Source organism: Streptomyces sp. NPDC014676 (genome assembly GCF_043084105.1).
In the GTDB taxonomy this organism is placed as follows: domain Bacteria; phylum Actinomycetota; class Actinomycetes; order Streptomycetales; family Streptomycetaceae; genus Streptomyces.
Genome location: NZ_JBIBZI010000003.1, coordinates 653,969 through 669,029 on the forward strand (window position 1 = coordinate 653,969; position 15,061 = coordinate 669,029).

The 15,061-nt window shown below is 72.4% G+C and carries 15 protein-coding genes; 14 read left to right on the forward strand and 1 reads right to left on the reverse strand.

Translation table 11 applies throughout. The annotated features are described in order from the left end of the window. From ACF1DX_RS11540 to ACF1DX_RS11570, 7 genes are read left to right on the forward strand one after another with little or no spacing between them, the layout of a single operon-like run. Positions 1-1,026, forward strand: a complete 1,026-nt coding sequence (locus tag ACF1DX_RS11540; protein ID WP_391790978.1) for an NAD-dependent epimerase/dehydratase family protein — start codon at positions 1-3, stop codon at positions 1,024-1,026. Further along, positions 1,014-2,297 carry a DUF4910 domain-containing protein gene (locus ACF1DX_RS11545; RefSeq protein WP_391790979.1) on the forward strand — a complete coding sequence of 428 codons (1,284 nt, stop codon included), beginning with the start codon at positions 1,014-1,016 and terminating at the stop codon, positions 2,295-2,297. The genes ACF1DX_RS11540 and ACF1DX_RS11545 overlap by 13 nt, the downstream gene beginning before the upstream one ends. Positions 2,298-2,302: 5 nt before the next feature. After that, positions 2,303-3,589 carry a hypothetical protein gene (locus ACF1DX_RS11550; RefSeq protein ID WP_391790980.1) on the forward strand — a complete coding sequence of 429 codons (1,287 nt, stop codon included), beginning with the start codon at positions 2,303-2,305 and terminating at the stop codon, positions 3,587-3,589. A gap of 7 nt (positions 3,590-3,596) precedes the next feature. Further along, positions 3,597-4,544 (forward strand): glycosyltransferase family 2 protein, encoded by a 948-nt coding sequence (locus ACF1DX_RS11555; protein WP_391790981.1) that lies wholly within the window; start codon positions 3,597-3,599, stop codon positions 4,542-4,544. Beyond that, the gene (locus ACF1DX_RS11560) at positions 4,541-5,758 is read left to right on the forward strand and encodes a polysaccharide pyruvyl transferase family protein (protein ID WP_391790982.1); all 1,218 of its coding nucleotides are present in this window, start codon (positions 4,541-4,543) and stop codon (positions 5,756-5,758) included. The genes ACF1DX_RS11555 and ACF1DX_RS11560 overlap by 4 nt, the downstream gene beginning before the upstream one ends. Further along, the gene (gene rfbC, locus ACF1DX_RS11565; protein ID WP_391790983.1) at positions 5,755-6,306 is read left to right on the forward strand and encodes a dTDP-4-dehydrorhamnose 3,5-epimerase; all 552 of its coding nucleotides are present in this window, start codon (positions 5,755-5,757) and stop codon (positions 6,304-6,306) included. The genes ACF1DX_RS11560 and rfbC overlap by 4 nt, the downstream gene beginning before the upstream one ends. A gap of 7 nt (positions 6,307-6,313) precedes the next feature. Continuing rightward, positions 6,314-7,639, forward strand: a complete 1,326-nt coding sequence (locus ACF1DX_RS11570; RefSeq protein ID WP_391790984.1) for a glutamate-1-semialdehyde 2,1-aminomutase — start codon at positions 6,314-6,316, stop codon at positions 7,637-7,639. Positions 7,640-7,641: 2 nt separating this feature from the next. On the opposite strand, the gene ACF1DX_RS11575 is transcribed toward ACF1DX_RS11570, so the two are convergent. After that, positions 7,642-8,328, reverse strand: coding sequence for a phosphatase PAP2 family protein (locus ACF1DX_RS11575; protein ID WP_391790985.1), 687 nt, complete (start codon positions 8,326-8,328; stop codon positions 7,642-7,644). 484 nt (positions 8,329-8,812) lie between these two features. Between ACF1DX_RS11575 and ACF1DX_RS11580 the strand changes: the two genes are divergently transcribed. The 7 genes from ACF1DX_RS11580 to ACF1DX_RS11610 all read left to right on the forward strand — a co-directional run bounded on the left by ACF1DX_RS11580 (position 8,813) and on the right by ACF1DX_RS11610 (position 15,034). Then, positions 8,813-10,096, forward strand: a complete 1,284-nt coding sequence (locus ACF1DX_RS11580) for a hypothetical protein (protein WP_391790986.1) — start codon at positions 8,813-8,815, stop codon at positions 10,094-10,096. A gap of 116 nt (positions 10,097-10,212) precedes the next feature. Then, on the forward strand, positions 10,213-11,478 hold the full coding sequence (locus ACF1DX_RS11585) for a hypothetical protein (RefSeq protein ID WP_391790987.1): 1,266 nt from the start codon (positions 10,213-10,215) through the stop codon (positions 11,476-11,478). Continuing rightward, positions 11,475-12,335 (forward strand): carbohydrate kinase family protein, encoded by an 861-nt coding sequence (locus tag ACF1DX_RS11590; RefSeq protein WP_391790988.1) that lies wholly within the window; start codon positions 11,475-11,477, stop codon positions 12,333-12,335. Before ACF1DX_RS11585 ends, ACF1DX_RS11590 begins: the two co-directional genes overlap by 4 nt. Beyond that, complete coding sequence (locus ACF1DX_RS11595; RefSeq protein ID WP_391790989.1) at positions 12,332-12,967, forward strand: 2'-5' RNA ligase family protein; 636 nt, start codon at positions 12,332-12,334, stop codon at positions 12,965-12,967. The genes ACF1DX_RS11590 and ACF1DX_RS11595 overlap by 4 nt, the downstream gene beginning before the upstream one ends. Before the next feature lie 17 nt (positions 12,968-12,984). Further along, positions 12,985-13,719, forward strand: coding sequence for an inositol monophosphatase family protein (locus ACF1DX_RS11600; RefSeq protein ID WP_391790990.1), 735 nt, complete (start codon positions 12,985-12,987; stop codon positions 13,717-13,719). 275 nt (positions 13,720-13,994) lie between these two features. Beyond that, the gene (locus ACF1DX_RS11605; RefSeq protein ID WP_391790991.1) at positions 13,995-14,849 is read left to right on the forward strand and encodes a helix-turn-helix domain-containing protein; all 855 of its coding nucleotides are present in this window, start codon (positions 13,995-13,997) and stop codon (positions 14,847-14,849) included. Further along, positions 14,846-15,034 carry a DUF397 domain-containing protein gene (locus tag ACF1DX_RS11610; RefSeq protein WP_391790992.1) on the forward strand — a complete coding sequence of 63 codons (189 nt, stop codon included), beginning with the start codon at positions 14,846-14,848 and terminating at the stop codon, positions 15,032-15,034. Before ACF1DX_RS11605 ends, ACF1DX_RS11610 begins: the two co-directional genes overlap by 4 nt. Positions 15,035-15,061: the final 27 nt, after the last annotated feature.

A 15,061-nucleotide genomic window follows, 5' to 3' on the forward strand; every position in this document is an offset into this window, starting at 1 on the left:
TTGCGCGTACTGCTCACCGGACACCAGGGCTACCTGGGCACCGTGATGGCCCCGGTCCTCACGGCCGCCGGACACGAGGTCACCGGCCTCGACGCCGGCCTGTTCGCCGACTGCCTGCTGGGCCCGGCGCCCGCCGACCCGCCGGGGCAGCGGGTGGACCTGCGCGACGTCACGGCCGACCACCTGGCCGGGGTGGACGCCGTGATCCACCTGGCCGCCCTGTCCAACGACCCGCTGGGATCGCTGGCGCCGGAGCTCACCTACGACATCAACCACCACGCCTCCGTACGCCTGGCCCGACTGGCCCGCGACGCCGGGGTGCAGCGGTTCCTGTACGCGTCGACCTGCTCGGTCTACGGCGCCGCCGGCGGCGGCGAGCTGGTGACCGAGGACGCCCCGCTGCGCCCGGTGACGCCGTACGCGGAGTCCAAGGTGCGGGTGGAGGACGACCTGCACGCGCTCTGCGACGGCGACTTCAGCCCGGTGTACATGCGCAACGCCACCGCCTTCGGGTACTCGCCCCGGCTGCGCGCCGACATCGTGCTGAACAACCTGGTGGGTCATGCCCTTCTGTCCGGCGAGGTCCTTGTCCTCTCCGACGGCACCCCCTGGCGCCCGCTGGTGCACGCCGCCGACATCGCGCGGGCCTTCACGGCGGCGCTGACCGCGCCGCGGGAGGCGGTGCACGACCGGGCGTTCAACATCGGCAGCGAGGTCAACAACGTCACGGTCGCCGAGATCGCCGAGCAGGTCGCCGAGGCGGTACCCGGCTCGAAGGTGGTGATCACCGGGGAGACCGGTGCCGATCCGCGGTCGTACCGGGTGGACTTCTCCCGGTTCCGCGCCGCGATCCCCGGCTTCGACTGCGAGTGGACGGTGAAGCGGGGCGCGCTCGAACTCGCCGACGCCTACCGGAAGCACGGGCTGACCCGGGAGGACTTCGAGCGGCGCTTCACCCGCCTCGCCGTGCTGCGCGCGGCGTCCGACGCCGGCGCCGTCGACGACACCCTGCGGTGGCGCCGGTGACCGCGTCCGGCGAGGAGATGTACGAACTGGTGGAGCGGCTGTACCCGCTCTGCCGGAGCATCACCGGCGACGGTGTGCGCGCCACCCTGGAGATCGTCGGCGAGTACCTCCCGCTGCACGTGCACGAGGTGCCGACCGGGACGCAGGTGCTCGACTGGACGGTGCCGCAGGAGTGGAACATCCGGGACGCGTACGTCGCCGACACCTCCGGCCGGCGGGTCGTCGACTTCCGTGCGTCCAGCCTGCACGTGCTCGGTTACAGCGTGCCGGTGTCGGCGACCATGCCGCTGGCCGAGCTGCGCCCGCACCTGCACACCCTGCCGGACCACCCGTCCTGGGTGCCGTACCGCACCAGCTACTACCGGCCGGAGTGGGGGTTCTGCCTGGCCCAGGAGACCCTGGACGCGCTGCCGGACGGCGAGTACGAGGTGCGGATCGACTCCACGCTCGCCGACGGCCACCTCACCTACGCCGAGCACGTGGTCCCCGGCCAGGTCGCCGACGAGGTGATCGTCTCCTGTCACGTCTGCCATCCGTCGCTGGCCAACGACAACCTGGCCGGCATCGCGGTGGCGACGTTCCTGGCCCGGACGCTGGCGGAGCAAAGGCCGTACTACACCTACCGGTTCCTGTTCGCGCCCGGCACCATCGGGGCGATCACCTGGCTGGCCCTCAACGCGGAACGGGTGGAACGGGTCAAGCACGGGCTGGTGCTGGCCTGCGCCGGCGACCCGGGGCCCTTGACGTACAAGCGGAGCAGGCGCGGCGACGCGGAGATCGACCGGGTGCTGCGGCACGTCCTGGCCGCCTCCGAACGGCCGCACCGCATCGCCGAGTTCACGCCGTACGGATACGACGAGCGGCAGTTCTGCTCGCCCGGGTTCGACCTCGGCGTGGGCTCGCTCACCCGGACCCCGTACGCCGGCTACCCGGAGTACCACACCTCGGCGGACAACCTGGACTTCGTCTCCCCCCGGGCGATGGCGGACACGCTCGCCGTCTGCCGCGAGGCGTTCGGCGTCCTGGACCGCAACCGGCGGTACCTCAACCTCAGCCCCTACGGCGAACCACAGCTCGGGCGGCGGGGGCTGTACGACTCGTTCGGCGGCCGCAGCGACGCGAAGCAGGCGCAGATGGCCATGCTCTGGGTGCTCAACCTCTCCGACGGCGAGCACAGTCTGCTGGACGTCGCCGAGCGGTCCGGGCTGCCGTTCGACACCGTCGCCGCCGCGGCCGACGCCCTGCACGGCGCCGGGCTGCTCAAGGCGTGACGCCGATGCCCACCGGGAAAGAGACGACGACCCCGGCCCGGTCCGCCCGGCGGGCCGTAGCCGGGCGGCTGTCCTGGGGACTGGCCGACCAGGCGGCCTCCAGCCTGTCCAACTTCGCGGTGGGCATCTACGTGGCACGCTCGCTGGGGCTGACCGCGTTCGGTGTGTTCAGCCTGGCCTGGGTGACCTACGGCGTGGTGCTCAACGTCTCCCGCGGGCTGGCCACCGACCCGCTCGTGGTGCGCTTCAGCGGCGTGCCGGAGGCGTCCTGGCGCGGGGCGGTGGCCCGGTCGTCGGGTACCGCGCTCTGGGTCGGTGCCGGTATCGGCACGGCGTGTCTGGCCGCCGGACTGGGCATCGGCGGCCAGGTGGGGGCCGCGTTCGCCGGTCTCGGCCTCGTACTGCCGGGGCTGCTGCTGCAGGACGCCTGGCGGTACGCGTTCTTCGCCGCCGGCGCCGGCCGGAAGGCGTTCGTCAACGACGTCGTGTGGGGCGTCGCGCTCGTCCCGGCCATGGTGGTGGCGGCCCACGTGGGCAGCGTGACCGCCTTCCTGCTCGCCTGGGGCGGTTCCGCCGCGGTGGCCGCGGCGTACGGCTGCTTCCAGTCCGGCATCCGGCCCCGGCCGGCCGGGGCGCGCGCGTGGCACCGCGACCACCACGACCTCGGTCACCGGTACCTGGTCGAGAACGTCGGTGTCAGCGGCGCGAGCCAGTTGCGGGCGTACGGGCTCGGCGCGATCGTCGGGGTCGGCGCGGTGGGGGTGATCCGGGGCGCCGAGCTGCTGCTCGGCCCGTTCCTCGCCGTGCTGATGGGACTGTCGCTGGTCACCGTCGCCGAGGCGGCGCGGGTGCTGCGGCAGGCCCCGCGGCGGCTCGGGGCGTTCTGCCTCCTCCTCGGCGGTGGGCAGGCCGTCGGCGCGCTGCTGTGGGGCGCGGCGCTGCTGCTGGTGCCGGACCGGCTCGGCGAGTTCGTCCTCGGTGACGTCTGGCCCGCCGCCTCGGAGCTCATCGTGCCGGTCACGCTCGGCGTCGCGGGCGCCGGCCTCGGCACCGGCGCGGCGGCCGGGCTCCGCGCGCTCGCCGCGGCCCGGCGCAGCCTGCGCTGTCAGCTCTTCGCCTCCGCCTGCTACGTCGTCGGCGGGATCGGCGGTGCGGTCGTGGCCGGCACGACCGGCTCGGCCTGGGGCGTCGCCGCCGCGGCCGCCTGCGGCTCGGCCGTGTGGTGGCTCCAGCTCCGGTCCGCCCTGCGCGAGCACCACCCCCTCCCCATCCCCGAAGCATCCGCGAAGTGAGGACACCGTGACCCCCCATCCCCGGCTGAGCATCGGCCTGCCCGTGTACAACGGCGAGGAGTACCTCGCCGAGGCGTTCGACGCCCTGCTCGGCCAGACCTACGAGGACTTCGAGCTGGTCGTCTCCGACAACGCCTCGACCGACGGGACCGAGGACATCTGCCGGAAGTACGCCGCGCGGGACTCCCGCATCCGGTACATCCGGCTGCCCCGGAACATCGGCGCCGCGCCGAACCACAACTACGTGTTCACCGAGTGCCGCGGCGAGCTGTTCAAGTGGGCCTCGCACGACGACCTGTACGCCCGTGACCTGCTGCGGGCCTGCGTCGAGGCGCTGGACGAGCGGCCGGAGATCGTCCTCGCGCACAGCGGCCAGGCGGTCATCGACGGCGACGGCCGGGTGAAGGTCCCCTACGAGTACTCGCTCGCCACCGACTCGCCGCACGCGCCGGAGCGCTTCCGCAGCCTGCTGTTCGAACCCGGTGGCGACGACTTCTACGGGGTGATGCGGGCGGACGTGCTGCGCCGGGTGAAGCCGCACGACAGCTACCACCACGCGGACCGCACGTTCGTCGCCGAGATCACCCTGCACGGGCCCTTCCACCAGGTGCCGGAGCTGTTGTACTTCCGCCGCGACCACCCCACCCGCGCCGAGCGGGCGAACCCCTCCAAGCGCTCCCGGTGCGTCAACCTGGACCCGCGCCGGGCGGGCCCGCTGCACCCGACGCCCCGGCTGCTCGCCGAGTACGTCTGGGGCTTCGTCTCGGCGGTCCGGCGGGCGCCGCTGTCCCCCGCCGACCGGCGCGCCTGCTACCGCCACCTGGCCGCGTGGATGACCAGCCGGGTCCGGCCGGGCGCCGGCGAGCGGGTCGAGGACCGCGCCCCGGTCGCCCCGGGCCGGCTCACCGTCTCCGTCGACGCCCTCGTCGCCGGCCGTGAAGGGAGGAGCGCGTGACGTCCCCGCGCGTAGGGGTGTTCGGCCTGCTCGGCTCCGGCAACATCGGCAACGACGGGTCGCTCGAGGCCGTGCTGGGATACCTCCGTGCCGAGCATCCGGAGGCGGTCGTGGACGCGATGTGCGGCGGCCCCGAGGTCGTCACGGCCCGGTACGGGATCCCCGCGACGCGGCTGCACTGGTACCGCGGGGAGTACCGGACCGCGTCCCGTGCGGGCGCGGTCGCGGCCAAGGGGCTGGGCAAACTCGTCGACGTCGTCCGCACCGCCGTCTGGGTGCGCCGGCACGACGTGGTGATCGTGCCGGGCACGGGCGTCCTGGAGACCACGCTGCCGCTGCGGCCGTGGGGCTTCCCGTACGCGCTGTTCCTGCTCTGCGCGACCGGCCGGCTGCTGGGCACCCGGGTCGCGCTGGTCAGCGTCGGCGCCGGCACGATCGGCAACCGGCCGACCCGGGCCCTGACCCGCTGGTCCACGCGGCTGGCCGCGTACCGGTCGTACCGGGACACCGTGTCCCGCGACGCGATGCGGGCGATGGGCGTGGACACCAGGCGCGACGAGGTCTACGAGGACCTCGCGTTCGCCCTGCCGGCCCCGCCGGCGAGCACGCCCGCGGGTCCGCCGGGCCTGGTCTGCGTCGGCGTCATGGACTTCCACGGGAGCAACGACGAGCGCGACCGGGCCGAGGAGATCCACCGGCGCCACCTCGACGGGACGACCCGTTTCGTCCGCACGCTGGCCGAGGACGGCAGGCCCGTCCGGCTGCTCATCGGCGACGAGCTCGACCGGCCGGTCGTCGACGCGATCCTCGACGCGGTGGACTCGCCGCTGGTCACCGCCGCCGAGACGGCCTCGCTGGCCGACCTGATGAAGGAGATGTCGGCCGCCGACACCGTGGTGGCGACCCGGTACCACAACCTCATCTGCGCGCTGAAGACCGGCACGCCGACCCTCGCGCTCAGCTACTCGGCGAAGAGCGACGCGCTCATGGCCCGGATGGGTCTGGGCGCGTACTGCCACCCGGCCCGCGAGACCGACGCCGACCGGCTGCTCGCACAGTTCCGCGAGCTGGAGCGGCGGTCGGCGGAGCTGCGGCGCACCCTCGCCGAGCGGAACCTGGACGCCGCCCGGCGCGTCGAGCGGCAGTTCGCCGCGTTGACGACGGCCCTGTTCCCGGCGGCCGACCACACCCACCTTCCGAGAGAGGCCCCATGAAGGCGACCGAAGTCCCGGAGATCACCGGGGCGTACCTGTTCGAGCCGACGCCGTACGCCGACGAGCGCGGCTTCTTCTGCCGCACCTTCGACGCCGACGTGGTCCGCTCGGTGGGCCTCGACCCGGACGCCTTCGTCCAGGACAGCCTGTCCCGCTCGGTCCGGGGCGTGCTGCGCGGCCTGCACCTGCGCTCCGGCGCCGGCGAGGCGAAACTCGTGCGGTGCTCGTACGGGAGGATCTACGACGTCGTCGTGGACCTGCGGCCCGACTCGCCGACCTACCTGGGCCGGGCCTCCTTCGAGCTGTCCGGCGAGACGCAGACGACCCTGTACGTCCCGGCGGGGTGCGCGCACGGCTTCCAGGCGCTGACCGACACCGCCGACACCTCGTACCGGATCGACCGCCCGCACGACCCGGCCGAGGACGTGACGATCGCCTTCGACGACCCGGAACTCGCCATCGACTGGCCGCTGCCGGTCACGTCGATATCCCAACGGGACCGGGAGGCGCCGAGCCTGGCCGAGGTCCTGAAGCGCAGAGAGAGCTGAGGTCGCCGTGGACACCGAAGAGTTCGAACTGCCCCGGTCGCGGGCGGCCAACGAGCGGCTGCACGCCATGATCCCCGGCGGCGCGCACACCTACGCCAAGGGCGACGACCAGTACCCCGAGAACCTGGCCCCGGTCATCAGCCACGGCCGCGGCGCCCACGTGTGGGACGTCGACGGCAACCGCTACGTCGAGTACGGTTCCGGCCTGCGGTCGGTCAGCCTCGGTCACGCCCACCCGCGCGTGACCGAGGCGGTGCGGCGGGAACTCGACCGCGGCGGTAACTTCGTCCGGCCGTCCGTCCTGGAGGCCGACGCCGCGGAACGCTTCCTGGCCACGGTGCCGACCGCCGAGATGGTGAAGTTCGCGAAGAACGGCTCCGACGCCACCACCGCCGCGGTGCGCCTCGCCCGCGCCGCCACCGGCCGCCCGCGGGTGGCCGTCTGCGCCGACCACCCGTTCTTCTCCGTCGACGACTGGTTCATCGGCACCACACCGATGTCGGCCGGCATCCCGGCGGCGACCACCGAACTCACCGTGGCGTTCCCCTACGGCGACCTGGCCGCCACGGAGGAAATGCTCACCCGGTACCAGGGCGAGGTCGCCTGCCTGATCCTCGAACCCGCCGGCCACACCGAGCCGCCGCCCGGATACCTCGCCGGCCTGCGCGCACTGGCCGACCGGTACGGCTGCGTACTGGTCTTCGACGAGATGATCACCGGCTTCCGCTGGTCCGAGGCGGGCGCCCAGGGCCTGTACGGCGTCGTCCCCGACCTCTCCACGTTCGGCAAGGCGCTGGGCAACGGGTTCGCCGTCTCCGCGCTGGCCGGGCGGCGCGAGCTGATGGAGCGGGGCGGGCTGCGCCACTCCGGCGAGCGGGTGTTCCTGCTGTCCACCACGCACGGCGCGGAGACGCACGCGCTGGCCGCCGCGATGGCCGTGCAGACCGTCTACGCCGAGGAGGGCGTCACCGCGCGGCTGCACGCGCTCGGCGAGAAGCTGGCCGCCGGTGTGCGCGAGGCCGCGGCCGGCATGGGCGTCGGCGACCACGTCGTCGTCCGGGGCCGGGCCAGCAACCTGGTCTTCGCCACCCTGGACGAGATGGGCCGGCCCTCACAGGCGTACCGCACCCTGTTCCTGCGCCGGCTCCTCGCGGGCGGGGTGCTGGCCCCGTCGTTCGTGGTGAGCGGCGCGCTCGACGACGCCGACATCGAGCACACCGTGGACGTGGTGGCCCAGGCGTGCGCGGTGTACCGCAAGGCACTGGACGCGGGCGACCCGACCCCCTGGCTGGGCGGACGCCCGGTGAAGCCGGTCTTCCGCCGCCTGGCGTGACGTCAGCGGTGCCTCCACCGGCCGGTGCCGGCCAGCCACGCGGTCGCCGGTGTCACCGCCAGCGCGGTGCACCAGCCGCCGAGGGCGTCGGTCGGGTAGTGCGCGCCCAGGGCGGCCTGTGCCCACCCCATCGCGGCACCGGCGACCAGCGCCGCGCCGAGCACGAGTGACGTGCCGGCCGCCCCGCCGAGGCCGCGCCGGCCGGTCACGAGCAGTGCCGTCACGAGGATGAACGCGGTGAGGAAGGCGGTGTGCCCGCTCGGGTAGGACAGGTTGTCGTCGCCGTGGATGGTGCGCCCCACCAGGGACTTGAGCAGCGTCGTCGTCCCCACGGTCAGGCCGGGGCCGGCCACGACGAGCACCGCCGCGCGAGGACTCCGGAGCAGCAGACAGCCCGTCACGGCGGCCCCGACCAGCACCGCCGCTCCCACGGGCTCTCCCAGGAAGTCGACGGCCAGAGCGACATGCCGCCACGGCGGCCCCACACCGTCCACCACCGACAGGATCCGCGCGTCCACCTTGCCGGGCCCGCTGTCACCGGCGTACAGGACCCCGAGTACGACGACCATCAGCGCGGCGAGAACCGCGACCGCCCCGAGCGACGCGCGCAGCACCGGCGGCAGCACCGCGAGTGCCGGCCTGCCTGTCGTACGCCCACCGCGGGTGGGCCGGATCAGATCTTCCCCCATCGCTCCATCATCGCCGCCGCGCCCGGCGGATGCCCCGCTCTGTGGACAACTCACCCGCGACGGTTGCGTCAGCCGGGCAGGTCCGGTTCAGCGACGGGCAGGGCGGGGTGTCGGGCGCCTCGCCGCCGTACGGGACGCCCCAGGTGTCGAGTCGGTGCGGCACGAGGTGGCGGACGAGGCGTGCGCCGCGCAGGGGTGGAGCTGAACCGCCGGGTGAACACGCATACAGGGACGGGTTCTTGGAGGGTCGTAAGGATGGGCGGTGGTGTCATGTACCCAATAGGGTGGGGAATCCGGGCCGTTCACCGGCAATGACCCGCGTACGCCGGGCCTGCGTACGCGCACATGCGGTGAACGGCGCGGACGCCGGAAGTCGCGCACCGCGTGCACGGAGCATCGGGCGCCCTGCCCGGGGTGCGGTGTGATCCCTATCCTGGGGCCCGCCCGGCCCATGACCATCCGTTGCGTACCGGAGGCATCCCCGTTGAACGCGGACCTCAGTTCCGTCACCGGCGTCCGGCAGACACTGGCCGTCGTCCTGCCGGTCAGGTTCACCGCGCCCGCCGGCTGGCCCGCCGGCTGGCCGGCCGGTCCCCTGCCCTTCGAGCTCGGCAGCCGTCGCACCGATGCCACCACCCGGCAGACGTACTTCACCCCGGCCGCCGCCCGCGTCCTCTACGGCACACCTGAAAGACCGTGCCGCTGGCACCGGTTCATGGACGTGCAGCACGGGTCCCTGCACCTCAGGGGGATCGAGTTGCTGCGCACGGCCACCGCCCGCCATCCGGACCACGGGCTGGCGGTGCTGCACTTCGACGTCGAGGGCCCCAACCTGCTGGAGACGCTGCGCGCCATCGGCCACCGCAGCCCCGCCGCCCCCGATCCGCTCGACGGTCCGTTCTCCCCCGGAGTGCTGCTGGCCGGTATCGCCGAACCACGCGGTGTCGCCGCCCCGTTCGCGATCGCCCGCCCGTACACGGTCGCGTTCCTCACGCCCGGCGCACAGCACACTCCCGCACTGCGGCAGGACGGACGGCTCCCGGAGACGGCCGACCAGTGGCTCTGGTACCTCGCCTCGAGGTCCACGGAGGCCGACTTCCCCACTCCGCTCGAGCAGTGGCCCGACCGGACGGAACACGCGCTGCGCATATCCGCCGACTGGAGCGCTCTGGTGCTGCGCCACGGTGCGGCCTTCCTCGGACACCGCGCCGACCCGGGAGAGGGCGACTTCTACGGCTTCGCGCAGTTGCACGGCCGCACCGTCTACCTCGACGCCCTGCTGCTCGGCAGCATCCAGCGCGACCACATCGACGAACTGACCGACGACCTCTCCGGCGTCTTCGACGGCCCGAAGCTCGCCCGCCGTATGTCCACCCTCGAACGGCACATCGCCACGTTCCGCAGCACCTACTGGCGTCAGCACCTCACCGCCCACGGCCCGGCCAACGAACTGCTGTTGGGTTTCCAGGCCCAGTACCGCCTCGCGGAGCGCTTCGACGAGATCCTCGCCGAAGCGGCGGACTACGCAAGGCTGGTGCAGACCCAGGAGAGTCAGCAGATCGCGGGTGCACTCGGTGTCCTGACCGTTCTGGGCCTGCCGGTCGGTACGGCCCTGAGCATCCTCCAGGTGCTCGACGCCAAGGGAGTCGTCGCCGTCCTCGTCGCGCTCGCCGCCGCGCTGGCCACCACGGCCCTGGCCCTCACCACGCGCTACGGTCGCCTCGTGCTGTCCTCATTGCGCGGCAGGGGTCCCGACGGCGGCCGATGACGCCCGGCCGCCCCGTCACCGGGACGAGCACAACGGCGGGATACCGCCTGTTCCCGCCCCTGATCACGCGCTAGCCTGCTGGCCGCGAACTGGGGGAAAAGGATACGGGACACGGAGTGAGAACCAATGAGGGGGAGCCGCTCCGGCTGTACAGGAAAGCCCTGAGCTATGCGGAATCGGACCCCGAGGTCTTCCTCGGCACAGCGAGGAAAGCAGCGGAGTCGATCCTGTTGGACATCGCGATGCGGGAGGCGGTCGGCTCGAAGCCGACACTCGAGTCCCTGCTGACCGTGCTCACCACCAAGAACCTGATGCCGCCCAAGGTCGTGCTCGCCGTGCGCACGATCCAGAACTACGGCAACTACGGCAGTCACGCCCAGGACGGGTCGGCCGAGGACATCTCCGCCGAGGACGTCAGGCCGTGCCTCGACGCGTTGACCCAGCTGGCCGCCTGGTACGGGCGGACGAGCAGGTCACTCGCCGAGGAGGCCGTCCGGCAGGAGCTTTCCGGCCACCGGCGCAGTACGGGCACGACCCGGCTCGCGGACTCCACCCTGATCGTGGTGAAGGCCGTCCTGCTGGGCTGCGGCCTGGAGAGGGCCCTGGCACGACGGAACCACCATGTGGTGTCGTTGCAGCTTCCCTGGTCCGACGCTCTCGTACGGGACGTGTCGACCCGGCTCCTCGACGCCGCCGTCTACAACGAACAGCGCATACATCGCCTGCTCGAGACGGACGAGGCCTTGCAGGACCAGGTGGTGCCCATCGGACGGGTCGGCTACTCGATGGGCGGTCGCAACTTCTACCTGCTCGCCGCCCGCGGGGGACGGTGGGGCGGAGTGACGGCCGAGGAGTTCCTCGCGGATCCGGCCGGTGCGCAGATCGCGGTGCCCAAGCACAGCGACATGTTCGACAACCTGCTCTCGGCGCTTTCGACCGACGAGGCGGGCCTCGCGGGCAGGGGAGTCAGTGTCCTCGACGTACCGCACCACCTCGGACTGGAGCTGTTCCACCTGAACCGGGACGTGCTGGCGGTGGGCGGCCAGAACCTGCGCATGCACGCCCGGGAGGACGACGGCTACTTCGAACTCCTCAACTCCGACATGCTGCCGGCACGGACCCAGGCACGGCTGCGCTCGGCCGCGGCCAACGTGCTCATCGCGAACCGGACGTGGCTGGAGGAGCTGGACCTGCGCCCCGGGGAGCTGCACCGCGAGCTGATGCGGTCGTTCCACGAGTGCGGATCCGACGACGAGGTGTTCGAGCGTCTGGTCCGTGACCTGGTGGCCCACGCCTCGTTCCCGCCGGAGACACTGCCCGACAGCCGTGAACGGCTGGTACGGCACGTGTTGTTCGAGAGCTACCGCTGGGGCCGGCCGTGAGCACACCGAAGCGCGTACTGGTCATGGGAGGCGTGAACTTCGACGTCATCGCACAGGCCGACCGGCTCCCGGTGGAACACGAGAAGCTGCGGGGCAGGAACTGTTCCGTGCTGCCGGGCGGTGCCGCGTCGAACACCGCCGTGGGGCTGGTGCGGCAGGGCTGCTCCGTCCGGCTGGTGTCCGCCGTGGGCGACGACACGGCGGGCGCGATGTGCCTGGACGTCCTGCGTTCGAGGGGCGTCGACACTTCGTTGGTCCAGGTGCAGACCGGGGCTCGTACGAGCATGGCCATCGTCCTGTCGTCGGGCGCCGGCAAGCGGATGCTGACCTTCGCGGGTGCCGACCGCCGGCTCGCGTTCGACGCCGTCACGGAGGAGGACGTGCGCACCGTGGACCACGTCCATGTCGTCGGGGAACCCACGCCCGCACTCGGACGCGTCGTCGAACTCGCACACCGAACCGGGCGGAGCGTCTCCGTCGAGTGGAACGGCAGGGACATGGGCCCGCTCGCGCACGGGGCGTCGCTCAACTTCATGAACGCCGACGAGGCGGCACGTCTCCCGCGGGCTTACGGAGCCTCCGACGTCATCGGGACCGCGCGCCGTACGGCAGAACTGGTGTCCGGTGATGTGATAGTGACCATGGGCGCCGAGGGCGCCGTGTGGGCCACTTCCGCCGGGCAGCTGTTCCACGAGCCCACCGTGCCGGTGGAACCATTGGACAGGACGGGCGGCGGCGACGCGTTCGACGCGGGCGTCATCGCCGGCTGGCTCAACGGCGAGCCCCCGGTGGCTTCCATGCGTCGAGGCCTCGACGCGGCACGTCATGTGATCACACGGATTGGAGCTCACCCGTGACGAGATGGCTCGGTGTCGCACTGCTTCCGCGAGCGGACCACCTGCGTACCGCCGTCCGACTCCAGGGAGAGGTCGGCGGTGACGTGCGTCTGCGTCCTCCGTTGCATCCGGACGGCAACCTCCCGCATGTCACGGTCTTCCAGGGCCCGTTCAAGGACTCCCTCGTTCCGGCCGAGGCGCTGGAGCTGATCGGCACCGCGGCGGCCGAGAACGGTCTGCGCGGCGAGGTGCGCCTGTCCAGCACGGGTGTGGTCTACCAGCCCACCGGCTGGCTGTTCCTCGCCCTGGAGCGCCCGCCGCTGCTCGAATCGCTGCAGGAGGCAGCGCTCGCCGCGCTGGACCGGCATCTCGACCGGGCGTCCTTCGACGGCAGCAAGGACGTCTCCCGGTTCACCGCCGACGAGCGGGCCGGCTACGAGCGCTACGGCTACCGGTACACCGGCAGGGCCTACGCACCGCACATGACACTGGGCCGCGCCGAGGAGGAGACCGCCCTGGAGCTGGCCCGCACCGCGCAGGACCGGGTCAACCTCCCCAAGGAGTGGGTGTTCGACCGGCTCAGCTTCTACGTCATGGGGGAGCACGGCGCCCACGCGGAGACCTTGCTGGAGCGACCGCTGGCCCGGACGTGACGGACCGGCAGGAGCTGTTGGCTGTTGCCGAGGCGGCCGTGGACGAGGCCGCCGCCTGGGCTGCGACGGCCGGAGGGGAATGGAAGGCTGCCGGGTTCAAGGCTTCCGGTGAGGAGGTCACCGCCGCCGACATCGAGGTGGAGTCCCGGGTGACGCGGGTGCTGACCGCCCGGACACCGCGCGTCCCGGTCGTCGGCGAGGAGTCGTGGGCCCCCAGTACCCCGATGCCCGCGCGCTGCTGGGTGCTCGACCCGATCGACGGGACGATGAACTTCGCCCGGGGCGCGCCGATGTACGCCGTGTCGCTCGCCTACGTACAGGACGGCGTCCCGTTGGTGGGCGTGGTGGAGGCGCCCGCCCTCGGCCGGCGGTGGACGACGCCGGGCCATTTGGAGGGAGCACGTCCGGTGGCCGAGGACGTGGGCCGCGCGGTCGTGGGCGTCTCCGGCACCGGCTCGGGGCGCAGCGGCGCGCGGCGCTTCATCGACCGCGTCCAGGACGCGGCCTACCGGGTCCGCATGCAGGGCTCGATGGCGCTGGATCTGGTGGGCGTGGCGGAGGGCTGGCTGGACGCCTGCGTGTGCATCGCCCCCAAGCCGTGGGACGTCGCGGCCGGGGGGGCGCTGTGCCGCGAGCGAGGACGGGCGGTCCTCGGCGCCGACGGCACGGCGTTCGCCTTCGGCTCGCCGGCTCTCCTGGCGGGCGCGCCTGGGGTGGCCCGGTGGCTCACCGGCCTGTGGGAGAGCGGCTGAGACGACGGCTTCGGGCTGCCCTGCCTCAACAGCACACCTTTCACGCGTACGGAGTGAACGCACGTACGGTGAACGGCTTTGGGCGATCCATGAAGGACGGACGGTGGTGCCGTACGCCCAAGTCGGCGGCTGTTCCGGTCCGCTCATCGACGACGGCCCGTGTACGCGGAGTCAGCGTACGAGCACTTTCGGTGGACAGTACGTGTCACCCTGCGTGAAGATGACGCTCTGTCAGAAGTGTGGGGACGTGGCACGTGCGCGGGAGGTGGCCGACGGTGGCCTACGAGAACACGGACGGCGGGGCGGGCGCGGGGAGTTGTGTCGAGCCCGGGACCTCGGACAGCATGCGCACCTTCGGTGCGGTCGTCCAGGCATTACGGGAGCACGCGGGCCTGAGCCGGGAGGAGTTCGCCGCTCTGGTCTGCTTCTCGAAGCACACGGTGGCCTCGGTAGAGCTGGGCCGCCGGATGCCGGACCGGGGCTTCGTGGAGCGCGCGGAGGAGGCGACCGGCAACACCGGCGCGCTGCGCAGGGCCGCGCCGCATCTGTCGCGGCAGGTGGGGCTGGCGAGTTGGTTCCGGCAGTGGGCGCGCCTTGAGACGCAGGCGGTGACGCTGTGGACGTACGAGTGCCGGGTGGTTCCCGGCCTTCTTCAGACGGAACGCTACGCGCGGGCGGTGACGGAGAGCGTCCCGCCGGTCAAGGACGAGGAACAGGTGGCCCAGCAGGTCACGGCCCGACTGGAGCGCCATCAACTGTTCGACCGCAGGCCGGCGATCACGTTCAGCTTCGTCGTCGAGCAGGCACTGCTGGAGCGCGGCACCGGAGGCCCGGACGTGACACGGGAGTTGCTCGACAACCTCCTGGAGAGGTCGTCGCAGTTCAACGTCGAGTTGCAGATCATGCCCCGCCACCAGCCGGACCACGCCGGGTTCGACGGCCCGTTGATGCTCCTTGAGTCCCCGGACAACAAGTGGTTCGGCTACGCGGAGGGACAGCGTGGCGGGATGCTGATCACGGCCCCGAAGGAGGTCAGCATCATGCTCCAGCGGTATGCGAGACTGCGCTCACAGGCTCTCACCTCCGACGACTCCAGGAGCCTGCTGAAGCGACTGCGAGGAGCGCTATGAGCAGCACCGACGAACGGGCATGGTTCAAGAGCAGCTACAGCGGTTCCGACGGCGACGCCTGCGTCGAGGTGGCGCGGGCCACGCGGGCGGTCCACGTCCGGGACTCCAAGGACCGGCACGGCCCCGAACTCACCCTCTCCCCCACCGCGTGGACCGACTTCGTCGGCTACGCCACCCGGCACTGACCTCCACACCCCGCCCCGTACCGGACC